Here is a 16,762-nt window from a genome sequence, read left to right as displayed (position 1 = left end):
GCCCGGACCCGCCCGGACGCGGTGGCGGGGGGCGCCGGGGGGGGGGGGGGGGCCGGCCCCCCCCCCCCCCCCCGGGGGGGGGGGGGCCCGCGCCCCCCCCGCGGGGGGGGGGGGCCCCCGCCCCCGGGGGGGGGGGGGGGGGCGGGGGGGGCCCCCCCCCCCCGCCCCTCACCCGTGCGCCGTCGCCGGGGTGGCCGCGCCCGGCGACGGGAACGCCGAGGGGGCGGGGGGACGTGCTCCCCCCGCCCCCTCGGCTTGCCGCCTCAGCGCCGGTAGACGCCGAACTCGTAGAGCGAGTAGCCCCAGCCCGTGCCGCGCTGGGTGGCGTTCAGCCTCACGTACCGGCCCGTGGCCGTGACGTCGATCGAGTCGACGCCGCCGTTGCCGGTCGTGGTGCCGTACACCGACCGCCAGGTGCCGCCGTCGTCGGACACCTGGATCTCGTAGGCCCGGCCGTACGCGCCCTCCCACACCAGCTGCACGTGCTGGAACGTGGTCGTCGCGCCCAGGTCCACGCGCAACCACTGCGGGTCGGACCAGTCGGTCGCCCAGCGGGAGCCCGCGTTGCCGTCCACGGCGTTCGACGGCGGGAAGGGGGCGCCGTCACCCACCTGCTGGTAGGACGACGCCGTGACGGGCTTGTCCAGGGCCACGTTCACGCCCGCCGGCCGCGGCGCGACGACCCGGACCGACCTGGTCTCGATGCCGATGTTGCCGCGGCCGTCCTCGGCCATCACGTACACCTTCCACACGCCGAGCCGGTCGGGCGCGGTGACCGTCAGCCGGTTGCCGTTGACCTGCACGGGCGTGCCCGCCAACGCGCCGCTGTTGTCGACGTACTTGCTGTTGAACGCCGCCGACCAGGTGATCGGGTCGCCGTTCGGGTCGCTCGCGGCCACGTCGACGTCCAGCCGCGCGCCGGCGGCGACGCTGGTGGGCAGGTTCATCGCGGTGATCACCGGCGGGGTGTTGGCCGGCGTCGCGCCGCCGAACGCCTGCTGCACCGCGTAGAACGACAGCCGCTTCTTGCCCGCCGGGGTCAGGTTGAACCAGACCGCGCCGAAGTCGTACTCGGTGCCGTAGTGGAACAGCGTGCCGCCCAACGACACCCCGGTGTGCCCGGTGATGCAGTTCCACGCCCGCGTGTAGCCGTCCCGCTTCTGCACGTCGGTCGGCTCGTCGGGCACGCCGTTGACGTCGTCGGGCACCTCCCACTCGCCGGCGGGCCCGGCCTCGGTGAGCAGGTACGGCTTGGTGTAGCCGCCGTTGGTCCAGTCCTGCCGCACCTGGCACACGTTGCCGTAGGAGTTCACCGAGTACAGGTCGAGGTCGGGCGCGTGGGCCTTGAGGTAGGCCCAGGCACCGGTCCACGCGTCGGTGTTGGTGACCGGGTGGTTGGCGTCGATGGCGTGGATCGCCCGCGCCGCCTCGTTGACGTACCTGGCGTACGCGACGCGCTGGTTCTCCAGCTCCGCGCCCGAGTAGCAGTTCTGCAGGCCCAGGATGGACTCGTTGCCGACGTTCCACATGAGCACGCCGGGGTGGTCCTTGTAGGTGGTCACCCACTGCTTGATGGCGTTCAGCACGTCGGTCTTGTAGGTGGTGTCGGTGACGTAGTTGACGCAGCCGCCGGAACCGGGGCCGCCGCCGGGCTGCAACCAGAAGCCGTTCATCACCCTGATGCCGTTGGCGGCGGCCGCGTCGAGCAGCGGCTTGGTCGAGCCGTCGGTGCCCCAGGTGCGCAGCGTGTTGACGCCCATGGACTTCAGCTCGGGCATGTACCGCGCCGCGTCGGCGGCCGGTGGACCCCACGTCAGCCCCTTCACCGTCCACGGCCGGCCGTCCACGGTGAGCTGCCAGTTGCCCTGGGAACCGGTGACGCGCACGCCCGTGCCCGGTTGCGGGTCGGTGCCCTGCGTGCCGTAGACGCGGAACTCCCACAGGGAGTAGCCGTAGCCGTTGGCGCGCTGCGTGCCGTACACGCGGACGTACCGGCCCGAGCCGGTGACGTCGAAGCCCTGCCTGCCGCCGGTGCCCGCGGTCGTGGTGTGGACGGTGGTCCAGGCGTTGCCGTCGGCGGAGACCTGGAGCTGGAACGAGGTGGCGTACGCGGCCTCCCAGTCCAGCTCCACGCGGCTGAGGGTCGAGGTGGCGCCCAGGTCCACCCGCAACCACTGCGGGTCGCTCCACGCGCTGGCCCAGCGGGTGCCCGCGTTGCCGTCGACGGCCGCCGACGCGGGCGTGCCCGCGCCTTCGGTCGAGGACGCCGCGGCCGGCTTGCCCTGGGAGAGCAGCACGGGTGCGGCGTTCGCGGTGCCTGGCACGACCGCGAGTCCTGTGAAGAGGGCGAACCCCAGCAGCGCGGCCCACGGCGTGCTGGGGGATCGGAGGCGGAACATGGCGTCTCCTGCCGGATTGTCGGGTCGAAGTGCGGGAGAGCGCTCTCTCAACCCGGCTCGAAACGTTACGAACCGACTACGGATCTGTCAATGACGGGCCTCTTGACACCGCGGCGGCCCAGCGGGCAACCTCAGTTGGGAGAGCGCTCTCCCAGCCACGTTCCCCACGTCGGCAGGAGGACAAAGGTGTCCCGGAAACTTCGCTCGTCGGTCGCCGCGGCGGCCGGCCTACTCGCGGCCGCCCTGGCGGTCACCACCCCGCCGGCGCAGGCCGACGACCTGGTCACGCACCACGAGTTCCAGGCCAACTGCTCGGTCACCACGCACCGGCCCGACGACCCGATCGTCTCGCCGGGGCTGCCCGGCGCGTCGCACATGCACACGTTCCTCGGCAACCAGTCGACCAACGCGAGCAGCACGAACACCTCGCTGTCGTCCGGGCAGACCAACTGCAGGACCCCGGACGACAAGTCGGCGTACTGGTTCCCGTCGGTCTACAACGGCGACCAGTTGATCGTGCCCGACTTCCCGCAGGTCATCTACTACAAGTCCGGCATCCTGAAGTACCAGGACGTCCGCTCGTTCCCGGCGGGCATCCGGTTCGTGGTGGGCAGCCCCACGGCGACGCAGGACCAGTTCCGCACCGCGCCCGGCGCGGTCGAGGGCTGGGAGTGCGGCAACAGCTCGCACAACTGGGACTTCCCGTCCTACTGCCCGCCGGGCAGCCAGCTCAACATCCGCTACCAGGCGCCGAGCTGCTGGAACGGGCGCGACCTCGACTCGGCGGACCACAAGTCGCACATGGCCTACCCGGACCGGACGACGCTGGTGTGCCCGGCGACGCACCCGGTGCCCGTGCCGATGCTGGAGTTCAAGATCGCGTTCCCGGTGTCGGGCGACATGTCCCGCGTGCGGCTGTCCAGCGGGCGCGGGTACACCTGGCACTACGACTTCATGAACGCGTGGGACGCGCCCACGTTGCAGGCGCTGGTCAGCCACTGCGTCAACGGCGGCCTGCAGTGCGACCCGCGCGGTTACGACCAGTACAAGCCGCAGCGCGGAGCCGCCCTCGGGCCCGACTACCGGTTGCCGCGGTGAGGACGAACGATCCGGCCACCCCGGGGCGCCGCCGCGCGCCCTGGGGTGCCACCCTGCTGCTCCTGGTCGCGTGCGCGCCGGCTCCGGCTCCGGCCACCGCTCCCGTGCCGCCGCCCGCGTCGGCGTCCTCGTCGCCGTTCAACCCCACCGACACGGCGTGGATCCAGCTCATGATCCCGATGAACGAGCAGGTCCTGCCCGCCCTCGACCTCGCGCCGCCCGCGCTCGCGCCGTTCGCGGCGGAGCTGAGGGCGTCGCACGGCGAGGAGTTGGCGCGCCTGAAGCGGTTGCGCGACCGGGCGGGGTTGTCGGGCGACAACCCGCACGCCGGCCATCAGATGCCCGGCCTGGTGTCGGAGGCGGACCTGGCCGGGCTGCGCCTGGACCCCTCCGGGTTGCCGAAGAAGCTGCGCGAGCACCTGGAGCAGTCGGCGCTGCTGGCCCAGGGCGAGCGCGACAGCGGCGCGGACCCGGAGACCCGCGAGCTGGCCGCGTCGATCGGCGCGGCGCGGGCCGCCCAGGTGGCGCGGCTCGCGGCGGTGGCGCCGTGACGTTGGGCAACCCCGGAGAAAACCCAGGTGTGCCAACGGGTCGGCGGTGGGCGTAGCGTCGGCACCATGAGCGCTGCGGAACGCGGACGGGTGCGGGTGGAGACCGGGACGAAGAGGGTCCGGGCCTACCTCGCGGGCGAGCTGGTCGTGGACACCACGCGACCGGCGCTGGTGTGGGAGAAGCCGTACTACCCCACGTACTACTTCCCGGCGGAGGACGTCCGGGCGACCCTGGTGCCGAACGGGGAGGCGCGGCGGTCGCCGAGCCGGGGCGACGGCGAGGTGCTCGACGTCAAGACCGGGGCCGGCACCGCCGCCGGCGCGGCGCTGCGCTACCCGGACTCGCCGCTGGAGGCGTTGCGCGGCCTGGTCCGGCTCGACTGGGACGCGATGGACGAGTGGTTCGAGGAGGACGAGCCGGTCTACATCCACCCGCGCGACCCGTACACGCGGGTGGACGCGTTGCGCAGCAGCAGGCACATCAGGGTCGAGGTGGGCGGGGTCGAGGTCGCGAACTCGCACCGCCCGGTGGTCCTTTTCGAGACCGGCCTGCCCGCCCGCTACTACCTGCCGATGACCGACGTGCGGCTGGACCTGCTGCGGCCGACCGACCTGCGCACGAGCTGCCCCTACAAGGGCACCGCCGAGTACTGGTCGGTCGTGGTGGGGGAGCAGACCTACGACAACGTCGTGTGGGGCTACCGCAACCCGCTGCCGGAGAGCCGCGAGGTCGCGGGCCTGGTCGCGTTCTACAACGAGAAGGTCGACACCTACGTCGACGGCGTGCTGGAGGAGCGGCCGCGCACCCACGTCGGCTGACCGGCGCAGGCGCGGGGAGGGGAGCCGCCCGGACGGCGGATGGTCGGACCTGATCAAGACGGGAACGCTAGCCAACCATGGACGTCTTCCCCTCCACGCCGAGGGCACACCGCAACCCCGTGGTCGTCGCTCGGAAGAAGGCCCTGCTCAAGGCGCCCCACCTGGCGAAGCTGACCGAGTTCGCCGAGCGCATCGCCACCGAGCGCAAGGTCGACGTGCCCCTGTTCGACCCGGCGAGCGGCGGGGTGAACTCCAAGGTGCTGCTGCTGCTGGAGTCACCCGGGTCCGCCTCGTCGGGATCGGGCCTGAACTCGCCGGACAACGACGACCCGACCGCCGCCAACGTGTTCACCGCGATGGCCGAGGCCGGCCTGTCGCGGCGGGTGAGCCTGAGCTGGAACGTGGTGCCCTGGTACCTGTCCAACCGCGAGCCGACGCCCGCCGACCTGCGCGCGGCCGTGCCGTACCTGGTGGAGCTGCTGCGGATGCTGACCGCGCTGAAGGCGGTCGTGGTGCTGGGCAGGCCCGCGGGGACGGGGTGGACCCTCTCGGGCCGCGGGCACAAGCTGAAGGTGGTCAACGCACCCCACCCCTCGCCGCTGTCCATCAACCGCAACCGGGCCGCCCGGTGGCCGCAGCTCGTGGACGCCTTCCGGGAGGCCGCCAAGGCCGCCGGGTGACGGCCGCCGGGTGACGGTCGCCGGGTGCCGGGCGTCGGGTGCCAGGCGTCGGGTGACGGGTGACGGGCGCCGGTGCTCCCCGAGGCACCGGCGGTGGGCGTGGCCCGGGGCAACGACCCGGCCGGGTCGGCGGCCTCCCGCGCTCTCCGTCGTGCGGGCGCCCACCGGGCTTCCTAGCCTGGACGCATGGCCCACCTGGATACGCGCCGCCACCCCCTGGTCGGACTGGCGGTGTTCGCGGCCGCCGTCGCGGCGGTCGCGGTGATCGGCTCCCTGGCCGCCGTGTCCTCCTCGGCGGAGTACGAGCAGCTGCGCACGCCGTCCTGGGCACCGCCGTCCTGGCTGTTCGGGCCGGTCTGGACGGCGCTGTACGTGATGATCGCGCTGTCGGGCTGGCTGTTCTGGAAGCGCAACGGCACGGGCCCCGAACTGGCCCTGTACGCCGTGCAGCTCGTCCTCAACGCCGCCTGGACGCCCCTGTTCTTCGCCGCCGGCCGGTACGGGTGGGCGCTGGTCGACATCGTGGCGCTGCTCGTCGTCATCATCGCCCTGGTGGTGGCGTTCGGCCGCAAGCACCGCCCGGCCGCGCTCCTGCTCGTGCCCTACCTCGCCTGGGTGGGCTTCGCGACCGCGCTGAACGCGAGCATCCTCAGCCTGAACTGACGTCCCGCCCCATCACGGCCCGAACAGCTCCCGCAGCTCCGCCGGCGGCACCTCTTCGAGCTGGCCGAACGTGCACGACGCCGGCGTGCGGTCCGGCCGGAAGCGGACCAGGCGGGTCGTGTGCCGGAACCGACCCGCCTGCACGTGCTCGTAGCGCACCTCGGCCACCAGCTCGGGCCGCACGGGCTCCCACGACAGCGCCTTGGTCGGGTTCCACCGGCTCTGCGCGCCGGGCGTGGCCGCGTCGACGCCCGCCCAATCCGCCCAGGGGTGGTCGACCAGCGCGTCCCGCCGGTAGGGGGCCAGCTCGTCCAGCAGCTCACGGCGGCGCGCGGCGCTGAAGCTGCTGGCCACGCCCACGTTCCGCAGCGCGCCCGCGTCGTCGAACAGGCCCAGCATCAGCGACCCGACGCCCTCGCCGTCCTTGTGCGGCCGGAACCCGGCCACGACGCAGTCGGCCGTGCGCTCGTGCTTGACCTTCCACATGACCCGCTTGTCCTGCTCGTACGGCAGGTCGGCGCGCTTGGCCACCACGCCGTCGAAGCCCGCGCCCTCGAACCGGGTGAACCAGTCCTCGGCCTGGTCCGGGTCGTCCGTGGCGGGCGTCAGGTACAGCCCCGGCACGTCCCGCAGCACGCCTTCCAGCAGCCGGCGGCGCTCGCCGAACGGCGTCCCGGTCAGGTCCCGGTCGTCCAGCGCGAGCAGGTCGAACGCGACGAACCCGGCCGGCGTCTCCGCGGCGAGCTTGCGCACCCGCGACGCGGCCGGGTGCAGCCGCAGTTGCAGCAGGTCGAAGCTCAGCCCGCCGGGCGTGACGATGACGACCTCGCCGTCCACCACGCACCGCGGCGGCAGCCCGGCCAGCAGCACGTCGACCACCTCGGGGAAGTACCTGGTCAGTGGCCGGTCGTTGCGCGAGCCCAGCTCCAGCTCCGCCCCGTCGCGGAACACCACGCACCGGAACCCGTCCCACTTCGGCTCGTAGAGCAGGCCCGGTTCGCGCGGCACCGCCGGCACGGACTTGGCGAGCATCGGGCGCACCGGCGGCATCACGGGCAGGTCCACACCGCCGAGCCTAGGTCGCCCGACCCGGTTCCACCTCACGTCGAATTCCGGGCGGCGGGTGTCCGCGATCGGCCCTAGCGTGACGGCAACGCCGAACCGAAAGGACAGGACCACCATGAACGCCACCGCCACCGCCACCTCCACCGCGCCCTCGACCGCCGCCCCGACCGAGCTGACCGACCTGCTGGCGACCCTCGACAAGCACCGCGGCTTCTTCCTGTTCACCCTGCGCGGGCTGACCGACGAGCAGGCGCGGCTGACCCCGACGGCGAGCGCGCTGTCCCTGGGCGGCCTGGTCAAGCACGTCCGGACCGTGGAGGAGGCCTGGATGCGCTTCGCGGTCGGCGGCGCGGAGCTGATGCAGAGCGAGCAGGGCGACTGGGAGAACGGCTTCCGGATGCTGGAGCACGAGACGCTGGAGGGCCTGGTCGCCGACTACGAGGCGACCGCCGCGAAGACCGCGCGGCTGCTCGCGGACCTCGACCTGGACACCGCGCACCCCCTGCCCGCCGCGCCGTGGTTCGAGCCGGGCGCGTCGTGGACCGTCCGCCGCGTGGTGCTTCACCTGATCGGGGAAACTTCGCAGCACGCGGGCCACGCGGACATCATCCGCGAGACGATCGACGGCCAGAAGACGATGGGCTGAGCCTCAGCGGCGGCACAGCCGGCGGATCAGGTCGGCGTGCGCGGGGTAGCGCGGCGCGAGGGTGTCGGCCTCACCGAACGTGACGACGTCGTCGGTGTAGGGCGGCACCACGACCGTGCCGACGAGCGACCACCCACCGTCCGGCTCACCGGCCTGCCACACCCCGGCGGGCACGACGACCTGCGGCCGCTGCCCCGCGGCGAGGTCCGGACCGAGCACGGGGGTGGTCACCGAGCCGTCCGGGTGCAGCAGCAGCATCCGCACCGGCGCGCCCTGGTGGTGGGCGTAGACCTCCAGGTGGTCGAGCTTGTGCACCCCGGAGAACTCGCCCTCGCGCAGCAGGTAGTGGATCGCCGATGCCTCCGGCGAGCGCCACGACTGCCCGAACCACCCGCCCTCCACCGGCAGCTCGACCAGGCCGAGCGCCGCGATCACCTCGTCGGCGCTCACCTCGTCGGCGTTCACCTCGTCCGCGTTCACCTCGTCCGCGTTCACCTGGTCGGCGCTCACGTCACCTCCGCTTCCACCGTGCCGTGCACCACGACCATGCCCTTGCCCAACCGCTTCGCCGTGTACATGGCCGCGTCCGCCGTGCCGATCAGGTCGTCGGCGGTCAACGACGGGTCGAACGCCTCGCGGTGCGAGATCCCGATCGACGCGCGGATGACGTGCGAGCCGTTGGCGGTCCGGTGCGGCTCGTCCAACGCGCGCAGCACCCGCCGCCCGATCTCCTCCGGCGGCTGCGGGTAGCCGTCGACCAGCACGCCGAACTCGTCGCCGCCCAGCCGGGCCACCACGTCCTGCGACCGCACGCACGCCTGGAGCCGCGCGGCGACGATCCGCAGCACCGCGTCGCCCTCGGCGTGGCCGAAGTTGTCGTTGACGTCCTTGAACCCGTCCACGTCGATGAACAGCACGACCACGGGCGACGGCCCGGCGAGCGCGGCGTCCAGCCGTTCCCGGAACAGCGCCCGGTTCGGCACGCCGGTCAGCGGGTCGTGGTAGGCCTGGTGCCGCAGCCGCTCGCGGCTCTCCCGGAGCTGGTCGAGCAGCTTGACGTTGTCGATCAGGGTCAGCAGCTGGCGCACGATCACCAGCAGCACCACGCCGAGCCCGACGTAGACCTCCACGGGCTTCAGGCGCACCCCCGTGGCCGTGCCGACCACGATGAACAGGCCGGTGACCAGCAGCGGCAGGTAGGGCACCAGCAGGTGCAGCAGCTCGCCGGCGCGCAGCCGGGTGGAGCCGGTCCGCTCGCGCGTGCCGCCGCCGGGCGCGATCGAGCTGAGGAAGAACAGCGCCGGGCACACCATGAACCCGATGTCGGCGGCCGTCGGGATGGCCGTGGCGCCCTGGCTCACCAGGAACGCGAACACCCAGCCCGACGTCGACTGCGCGAGGCCCGCCAGCGCGATGAACAGCACCGGGAGCTGCCGCACCGAGCGGTGCGTCCAGGACGACACCAGCAGCACGACCAGCATCACCAGGTAGGCCGCCGGGTGCGCCACGACGGTCGCGAAGCCCGGCCCGGAGGTGGCCCACGCGCGGACCATCGACTCCAGCGCCGACACCCAGGTGAGCACGAACAGCGAGCCGACCACGATCAGGCCGTCCAGCACGACGACGACCTTGCTGCGGTGGCCGGGCAGCGTGCCGGACCCGCCGTGCGCCAGGACCAGGACCGCGCACAGCGTGAGGGCGGGCACGAGCATGAAGCCGATCGGCGCGAGCGTGGAGGAGGGCAGCGGCACCTCTAGGAACACCTGGCCCCAGATCCACACGGCCAGGCCGACGACCAGGCTGCCCATCGCCGCGACCATCCACAGCCGCCAGCGCCGCGCCACGCCGTGCCGCCGCCGCGCGGCCCGCCAGTAGGAGACCATCGCGGCGGTCGAGGCGACCAGCTGGGTGAACTTGTCGAGGGCGACGGACGTCGGCCGGTCGACCGCGCCGGAGACGACGAGGGTGACGACGCCGACGACCGCGGCGCAGACGGCGACGGTGACGACGCCGAACCGCCTCAGGGTCATGGCACCCCGCTCATGCCGCCACTGGAGTCGATCAGTTGCCCGAGCCACTGTAGTGACCGTCGTGACGCTGTGTCGATCGGGGGTTGTCCGTTGGTCACCGTGCGCGTGCCGCCGCGCGCGTGTCACCGGGGGCCGTCGGCGTGATCACGGTCTAAGGTTTCGAACTGGTGTTCGTCGGCGGTGTTGAGGGGACCAGCGTGCGCGTGTTCGGAGTCGACCCCGGCTTGACCCGGTGCGGGTTCGGGGTGGTCGACGGCGGGGCGGGGCGCACCGTGCGCCCGGTCGCCGTGGACGTCGTGCGCACGCCCGCGGACGCCGACCTGGCGGTGCGGCTGCTCCAGCTCTCGGACGCCGTGGAGCAGTGGCTGGACCGCTACCAGCCGCAGGTGGTGGCCATCGAGCGGGTGTTCAGCCAGCACAACGTCCGCACCGCGATGGGCACGGCCCAGGCGGGTGGCGTGGTGGCCCTGTCCGCGGCCCGCCGGGGGCTGCCCGTGGTCTTCCACACGCCGAGCGAGGTCAAGGCCGCCGTCACCGGGTCGGGCCGGGCGGACAAGGCCCAGGTCACCGCCATGGTCACCAAGCTGCTGGGGTTGGCGGTGGCACCCAGGCCCGCGGACGCGGCGGACGCCCTGGCGCTGGCCATCTGCCACCTGTGGCGCGCCCCGATGCGCTCCCGGCTCGAGGAGGCCCAGGCGAAGGCCGCCGAGATCGCCCGCAAGCACCGCGAGAAGCTGGCCGAGGCCGGCGCGCGCGCCGCCGCCCGCCGACCCGCCGCGGGGCAGTCGGTCCCGAAGACGGCCCACAAGACGACCCAGAAGACGACCCAGAAGACGGTCCCGAGGACGGCCCCGGCCGTCGAGGCGGTCCCGACTGCGGGGCGTTCCGGCGCGGCGGCGAAGATGGGCGCGGCAGCCCGGGCCGCGACCGCCCGTGCCGCGCAACCCCCGGCCGCACCGGTCGGAGACGGGGAGACCGGAGGTGGAGGACAGTGATCTCGTCACTGCGCGGGCAGGTGCTGTCCATCGGGCTGGACCACGTCGTCGTCGAGGTCGGCGGGGTCGGTTACGCCGTGCAGGCCACCCCCGCCACGCTGGCCGCGCTGCGCCGGGGCGAGGAGGCGCAGCTCGCCACGGCGCTGGTGGTGCGCGAGGACTCGCTGACCCTCTTCGGGTTCGCCGACGCCGAGTCCCGCGAGCTGTTCGGCCTCCTCCAGACCGTCTCCGGCATCGGACCGCGCCTGGCCCTGGCCACCCTCGCCGTCCTCGAACCGGACAAGCTCCGCGCCGCCCTCGCCGAGGGCAACACCACCGTCCTCACCCAGGTCCCCGGCATCGGCCGCAAGGGCGCGGAACGCCTGATCATCGAGCTGCGCGACAAGGTCGGCCACCTGGCGCCCGCCCCCACCGCCGCGGGCGACGCGGGCCAGGTCCGCGCCCAGGTCGCGGAAGCCCTCCTCGGCCTCGGCTTCCCCGCCAAGCAGGCCGAGCAGGCGGTGGACGCGGTGCTCGCCGCGGACGGCGCCCTGGGCACCTCCGAGGTCCTCCGCCGCTCCCTGGCCGCGCTGGGCCGCAAGCGATGACCTACGAGGAGGACACGCTCAACCCGCTGCCCGACCCGACCGAGCGGGACCTCGAATCGACCCTCCGGCCGAAGGACCTGCACGAGTTCGTCGGCCAGCCGAAGGTCCGCGAGCAGCTCGAACTGGTCCTGCGCGGCGCGTTGCAGCGCGGCTCGCCCCCCGACCACGTGCTGCTGTCCGGCCCGCCCGGCCTGGGCAAGACCAGCCTCGCCATGATCATCGCCGCCGAGCTGGGCGCGTCGCTGCGCATCACCTCCGGCCCCGCCCTGGAACGCGCGGGCGACCTGGCGGCGATGCTGTCGAACCTGGTCGAGGGCGACGTGCTGTTCATCGACGAGATCCACCGCATGGCCCGCCCCGCCGAGGAGATGCTGTACCTGGCGATGGAGGACTTCCGGGTGGACGTGGTCGTCGGCAAGGGCCCCGGCGCGACCAGCATCCCCCTCGACATCGCCCCGTTCACGCTCGTCGGCGCAACCACACGATCGGGTGCACTTACCGGCCCGCTGCGCGACCGGTTCGGCTTCACCGGGCACATGGAGTTCTACAGCGCCGACGAGCTGGAGCTGATCATCCGCCGCTCCGCCCGGATCCTCGGCGTCGACCTGCGCGCGGACGGCGCGCGCGAGATCGCCGGCCGGTCCCGCGGCACGCCCCGCATCGCGAACCGCCTGCTCCGCCGGGTGCGGGACTACGCAGAGGTCCGCGCGGACGGCGCGGTCACGCTGGAGGTCGCCCGCGACGCCCTGACGGTCTACGACGTGGACGAACTGGGCCTGGACCGGTTGGACCGGGCGGTCCTGGGCGCGTTGGTCCGGTCGTTCGGCGGCGGGCCCGTGGGCGTGTCCACGCTGGCCGTCGCGGTGGGTGAGGAGCCCACGACGGTCGAGGAGGTCTGCGAGCCCTACCTGGTGCGCGCGGGCATGCTGGCGCGCACGCCGCGTGGCCGGGTGGCCACCGCCGCGGCCTGGTCGCACCTCGGGTTGCAGCCCCCGCCGAAGGCACCGGGGGAGCCGACCCGATCCCTGTTCGACGACGCCACCGAGTGATCCGCATCGCCCACCTGGCACAATCGGCAGCGGCATCCCAGAAATCCGGACGTTCCGGGCGCCGCTCGCGCCCGCCCGCCCGGTTGATCGGAGAATGATGGACCTGTCCTCCTTGATGTTCCCGCTGCTGCTCGTGCTGCTCGCGGTGCCGCTGTTCCTCAGCGCCCGCAAGCAGAAGCGGGCCGTCGCCGAACAGCAGGCGCTGCTGAACTCCCTGGAGCCGGGCGACCGGGTCATGACCACCTCCGGGTTGTACGCGACGGTGGCCGGCGTGAACGACGAAGACAACACCATCGACCTCGAGATCGCCGACGGCGTGGTCACCACCTGGCTGCGTCAGGCGATCCGCGAGAAGGTCGTGGTGGACACCGAGACCGACGCGGTCGTCGACGACGTGGACGACGTCGCCCCCGAGACCGCGGTCGTCGCCCCCGAGACGGCGGTCGTCGAGCCCGTGCAGCAGGAGAGCAAGAAGTAACCCGAACAAGCAACCCAGCGTAACCAGCGGACCCCTCGCCTGGAGCCGGCAACTGTCAACGTGCCGACTCCAGGCAGTGACGCGCAGCTCACACCATCAGGGGTACGCTGCGGCCTCGCTGACCTTGTCAACTATCAGGAGACGGACGGACCGTGGCACCTCCGGCCGGGCAAATCCGCCCCGCGAAGTACCTGGGCGCATTTGTCCTCATCGTGGTCGCGCTGTACTCCCTGGTGTTCTTCACCGGGAACGGCAAGGCGACACCCAAGCTCGGTATCGACCTCCAGGGTGGCACCCGGGTCACGTTGACCGCTCGGGCTCCTGATGGGAAAACGCCGTCCGAAGAGTCGCTCAACCAGGCGCGCACGCTCATCGAGACGCGCGTCAACGGCCTGGGCGTCGCCGGTCCGGAGGTCATCCGCGACGGCACGAACCTGGTGATCACGGTCCCCGGTTCCGACAGCGAGGGCGCGAAGCGCCTGGGTCAGACGGCGAAGCTGAACTTCCGCAAGGTCATCGGCTCCCCGGTGCCGAACGCGCCGACGCCCGAGCCGACCCAGAGCAGCACGCCGTCCGCGTCCGGCTCGGCCGCGCCGACCGCCACCGGCTCGGCGACGCCGGACGCGAGCGTCGGCAAGGACCCGAGCGAGACCGCCTCCGCGCCGACCACGACGGCTCAGGGCCGCCCGGCACCCGCGTTCGAGGCCCAGCCGACGACGACGACCGCGCCGCCCGCCGAGTCCACCGCGCCGTCCGCGCCGCCCGCCGAGTCGCAGGTCGACTGCCGCGCGGTGTTCCAGGGCCAGTACTCCGACGACCCGACCAAGGCCATCGAGGAGTCGCGCACCTGCCGGCAGGACCCGCAGCTGACGACCCTGGACGCGCAGACCGTCGGCCAGGCGCTCGCCGCGTTCACCTGCCCGACCGTCGACCCGCTGATCGGCAACGACGACCCGGCCCTCCCGCTGCTGACCTGCAACCAGGACCGCACCGAGAAGTACGTGCTGGCCCCGGTCACCCCGCCGACCGACGGCAGCGTGAAGGACGACGACTTCAGCCTGTACTCGCGGCTGACCGGTGAGGACATCGACAACGCGGTGGCCGGCACCGACCCGCAGGGCGCGGGCTTCGTCGTCGACCTCACCTTCAAGAGCGACGGCGGCAAGAAGTGGGGTCAGTTCACCTCGGCGAACGTGCAGCAGCAGGTCGCCGTCGTGCTGGACAGCCAGGTCGTGTCCGCGCCGAACATCAACGAGGCCATCCTCGGCGGTTCGACGCAGATCAGCGGCAAGTTCAGCCAGGCGGAGGCCACCAGCCTCGCCAACACGCTGAAGTACGGCTCGCTGCCGCTGTCGTTCGAGGCCTCCGAGGCCGAGACGGTGTCCGCGACGCTGGGCCTGGCCTCGCTCGAAGCCGGCCTGATCGCCGGCGGCATCGGCCTCGCGCTGGTGTTCGTGTACTGCCTGTTCTACTACCGCCTGCTGGGCGTGCTGACGATCCTGTCGCTGGTCCTGTCGGCCGTGGTCGTGTACGCGGTGCTGGTGCTGCTCGGCCGCTGGATCGGGTTCACCCTCGACCTCGCCGGCATCGCGGGCTTCATCGTCGCGATCGGCATCACGGCGGACTCGTTCGTGGTGTTCTTCGAACGCCTGAAGGACGAGGTCCGCGAGGGCCGGTCGTTCCGGTCCGCCGTGCCGCGGGCCTGGGTCCGCGCCCGGCGCACGATCCTGTCCGCGGACATGGTCAGCTTCCTCGCCTCGGCCATCCTCTACGTGCTCGCCGTCGGCCAGGTGAAGGGCTTCGCGTTCACCCTGGGCATGTCGACCGTGCTGGACCTGGTCGTCGTCTTCCTGGTCACGCACCCGCTGGTCGCCATCGTGTCGAAGTCCAAGCGCCTGTCCAACCCGAAGCTCTCGGGTCTGGGCGGCGCAGTCCAAGCCGCAGTCGAGGACCGCGCGCTCTCGAAGAGCACCGCTGTGAAGGAGGTCTGACGTGGCCGAGACGAAGAAGCTGGGCGTCTTCCAGCGGCTCTACGTCGGCAACGGCGCGTTCGACATCGTCGGCAAGCGCAAGCGCTGGTACGTGATCTTCGGTCTGATCCTGCTGGTCTGCATCGCGTCGATCGTGCTGCGCGGCTTCAACCTGGGCATCGACTTCACCGGTGGCACGCGCATCCAGATGCCCGCCACCAGCTCGTCCGGCACGATCACGGTCGAGGCGGCCAAGGAGTCGTTCGAGAAGGCCATCGGCAAGGAGCCCGCCGCCACGCAGACCGTGGGCACGGGTGACGCGACGACCATCCAGATCCGGTCGGAGACGCTGAACGCCGACCAGGTCGCGAAGCTCAAGACCACGCTGAACGACGACCTGAAGCCCAACGGCGGCGAGACCGCCATCAGCGACAGCGCCGTGTCGGCGTCGTGGGGCGGCGAGATCACCAGCCAGGCGCTGATCGCGCTCCTCGTGTTCTTCGTCGCGGTGATGATCTTCCTGGCGCTGTACTTCGAGCTGTCGATGGCGATCGCCGCGCTCGTCGCGGTGCTCCACGACGTGGTGATCACCGCCGGCGTGTACTCGCTGGTCGGCTTCGAGGTGTCGCCGGCCACGGTCATCGGCCTGCTCACCATCCTCGGCTTCTCGCTGTACGACACGGTGGTCGTGTTCGACAAGGTCCGGGAGAACACCCGCGGCCTGCTCGGCCTGACCCGCCGCACCTACGCGGAGGCCGCGAACCTGGCGGTGAACCAGACCCTGATGCGCTCGATCAACACCTCGTTGATCGCGCTGCTGCCGGTGCTGGGCCTGCTCGCGATCGGCGTGGGCCTGCTCGGCGTCGGCACCCTGAAGGACCTGGCGCTGGTGCAGCTCACCGGTATGGCGATCGGCGCGCTGTCCTCGATCTACATCGCGACCCCGGTCGCGGTGGACCTGAAGATGCGCGACCCCCGGTACAAGGCGCAGGCCGCCCGGGTGAAGGCGCGTCGGGAGAACCTGGCCCGCAAGGCCGCCGCCGGCGACGTGGTCGCCACCGGTGGCGCGGACACCGCGGTCGAGTCGACGGACGACGAGACCCTGCAGGCCGAACTGCGCAAGGAGAAGGCCATGGCGGCCGCGGCGGGCGTGCCCTCGCGGACCGGCAAGGCCGCGGACGCGCGTCGCCGCCCGACGGGCAAGAAGCACCGTTGAAGCTGGACCGCGCCCTGGGGCTGCTGCGTGAGGTCCCGGACTTCCCCCTGCCGGGGGTCGTCTTCCGGGACCTCACGCCGGTCCTCGCCGACCCGGACGCGTTCCGGTCCGTGGTCGACGCCCTCCAGGACGAGATCCACCCCGACACGCAGGTCGTGGCGGCCGTCGAGTCGCGCGGCTTCCTGCTCGGCGCGGCCCTCGGCTACGGCTGGAGCTACGGCCTCGTGCCGCTGCGCAAGCCGGGGAAGCTGCCCGCCGTGGCCCACCGCGTGTCGTACGACCTGGAGTACGGCACGGCGGCGCTCGAACTGCCCGCCGAGGCCATCACGCCCGGTCAGCACGTCGTCGTGGTCGACGACGTCCTGGCCACCGGCGGCACCGCCGCGGCGGCGTGCGAGCTGGTCGAGCACGCCGGCGGCGTCGTCACGGGCGTCTCGGTGGTGCTGGAGATCCCCGGCCTGGGCGGCCGGGAGCGGCTGGCCGGTCGCGAGGTCAGCGCCCTGCTGACCGTCTGAC

Annotated in this window: 16 protein-coding genes and 1 pseudogene; 13 read left to right on the top strand and 4 right to left on the bottom strand. The window is 72.6% G+C overall.

What is annotated here, in order from left to right; translation table 11 throughout:
- Positions 1–263: 263 nt before the first annotated feature.
- Positions 264–2,399, bottom strand: coding sequence for a discoidin domain-containing protein (locus ACIGNX_RS34135; protein WP_396545598.1), 2,136 nt, complete (start codon positions 2,397–2,399; stop codon positions 264–266).
- 186 nt (positions 2,400–2,585) lie between these two features.
- Between ACIGNX_RS34135 and ACIGNX_RS34130 the strand changes: the two genes are divergently transcribed.
- From ACIGNX_RS34130 to ACIGNX_RS34110, 5 genes are all read left to right on the top strand, one after another.
- Complete coding sequence (locus ACIGNX_RS34130; RefSeq protein WP_396545596.1) at positions 2,586–3,497, top strand: DUF1996 domain-containing protein; 912 nt, start codon at positions 2,586–2,588, stop codon at positions 3,495–3,497.
- Positions 3,494–4,048: a DUF305 domain-containing protein gene (locus ACIGNX_RS34125; protein WP_396545594.1), complete on the top strand. Its 555-nt coding sequence runs from the start codon at positions 3,494–3,496 to the stop codon at positions 4,046–4,048. Before ACIGNX_RS34130 ends, ACIGNX_RS34125 begins: the two co-directional genes overlap by 4 nt.
- A gap of 66 nt (positions 4,049–4,114) precedes the next feature.
- Positions 4,115–4,867 carry a DUF427 domain-containing protein gene (locus ACIGNX_RS34120; RefSeq protein ID WP_396545592.1) on the top strand — a complete coding sequence of 251 codons (753 nt, stop codon included), beginning with the start codon at positions 4,115–4,117 and terminating at the stop codon, positions 4,865–4,867.
- Between the two features lie 77 nt (positions 4,868–4,944).
- On the top strand, positions 4,945–5,547 hold the full coding sequence (locus ACIGNX_RS34115) for a uracil-DNA glycosylase (protein WP_396545590.1): 603 nt from the start codon (positions 4,945–4,947) through the stop codon (positions 5,545–5,547).
- Positions 5,548–5,733: 186 nt separating this feature from the next.
- Positions 5,734–6,210 (top strand): TspO/MBR family protein, encoded by a 477-nt coding sequence (locus ACIGNX_RS34110; RefSeq protein ID WP_396545588.1) that lies wholly within the window; start codon positions 5,734–5,736, stop codon positions 6,208–6,210.
- Between the two features lie 12 nt (positions 6,211–6,222).
- Here the strand turns inward: ACIGNX_RS34110 and ACIGNX_RS34105 are convergent, their stop codons facing one another.
- A complete protein-coding gene (locus tag ACIGNX_RS34105) occupies positions 6,223–7,275 on the bottom strand; it encodes an ATP-dependent DNA ligase (protein ID WP_396545586.1) in 1,053 nt (350 codons plus the stop codon).
- 115 nt (positions 7,276–7,390) lie between these two features.
- Here ACIGNX_RS34105 and ACIGNX_RS34100 point away from each other — a divergent pair, with 115 nt between their 5' ends.
- The gene (locus ACIGNX_RS34100) at positions 7,391–7,921 is read left to right on the top strand and encodes a DinB family protein (protein ID WP_396545584.1); all 531 of its coding nucleotides are present in this window, start codon (positions 7,391–7,393) and stop codon (positions 7,919–7,921) included.
- A 3-nt stretch (positions 7,922–7,924) separates the two neighbouring features.
- Here the strand turns inward: ACIGNX_RS34100 and ACIGNX_RS34095 are convergent, their stop codons facing one another.
- Both ACIGNX_RS34095 and ACIGNX_RS34090 read right to left on the bottom strand, forming a co-directional pair.
- Positions 7,925–8,371: a cupin domain-containing protein gene (locus ACIGNX_RS34095; protein ID WP_396545602.1), complete on the bottom strand. Its 447-nt coding sequence runs from the start codon at positions 8,369–8,371 to the stop codon at positions 7,925–7,927.
- Between the two features lie 56 nt (positions 8,372–8,427).
- A complete protein-coding gene (locus ACIGNX_RS34090; RefSeq protein WP_396545582.1) occupies positions 8,428–9,951 on the bottom strand; it encodes a diguanylate cyclase domain-containing protein in 1,524 nt (507 codons plus the stop codon).
- 197 nt (positions 9,952–10,148) lie between these two features.
- Between ACIGNX_RS34090 and ruvC the strand changes: the two are divergent.
- The 7 genes and pseudogenes from ruvC to ACIGNX_RS34055 form a co-directional block, all read left to right on the top strand.
- Positions 10,149–10,727: pseudogene (gene ruvC / locus ACIGNX_RS34085) on the top strand (crossover junction endodeoxyribonuclease RuvC); the annotation flags it as partial.
- Between the two features lie 215 nt (positions 10,728–10,942).
- Entirely contained in the window at positions 10,943–11,533 is a 591-nt protein-coding gene (ruvA, locus tag ACIGNX_RS34080) for a Holliday junction branch migration protein RuvA (protein WP_396545580.1), read from the top strand.
- The gene (gene ruvB, locus ACIGNX_RS34075) at positions 11,530–12,582 is read left to right on the top strand and encodes a Holliday junction branch migration DNA helicase RuvB (RefSeq protein WP_396545578.1); all 1,053 of its coding nucleotides are present in this window, start codon (positions 11,530–11,532) and stop codon (positions 12,580–12,582) included. Before ruvA ends, ruvB begins: the two co-directional genes overlap by 4 nt.
- Positions 12,583–12,679: 97 nt before the next feature.
- The gene (gene yajC, locus ACIGNX_RS34070; RefSeq protein WP_396545576.1) at positions 12,680–13,060 is read left to right on the top strand and encodes a preprotein translocase subunit YajC; all 381 of its coding nucleotides are present in this window, start codon (positions 12,680–12,682) and stop codon (positions 13,058–13,060) included.
- 152 nt (positions 13,061–13,212) lie between these two features.
- Complete coding sequence (gene secD / locus ACIGNX_RS34065; RefSeq protein ID WP_396545574.1) at positions 13,213–15,051, top strand: protein translocase subunit SecD; 1,839 nt, start codon at positions 13,213–13,215, stop codon at positions 15,049–15,051.
- A 1-nt stretch (position 15,052) separates the two neighbouring features.
- Positions 15,053–16,246, top strand: coding sequence for a protein translocase subunit SecF (gene secF / locus ACIGNX_RS34060; RefSeq protein WP_396545572.1), 1,194 nt, complete (start codon positions 15,053–15,055; stop codon positions 16,244–16,246).
- Positions 16,243–16,761 carry an adenine phosphoribosyltransferase gene (locus ACIGNX_RS34055; protein ID WP_396545570.1) on the top strand — a complete coding sequence of 173 codons (519 nt, stop codon included), beginning with the start codon at positions 16,243–16,245 and terminating at the stop codon, positions 16,759–16,761. Before secF ends, ACIGNX_RS34055 begins: the two co-directional genes overlap by 4 nt.
- The last annotated feature ends 1 nt before the right edge of the window (position 16,762 follow it).

The organism is Actinosynnema sp. NPDC053489 (genome assembly GCF_044544865.1).
Lineage (GTDB): Bacteria > Actinomycetota > Actinomycetes > Mycobacteriales > Pseudonocardiaceae > Actinosynnema.
This window is presented reverse-complemented; position numbering and strand designations above follow the sequence as displayed.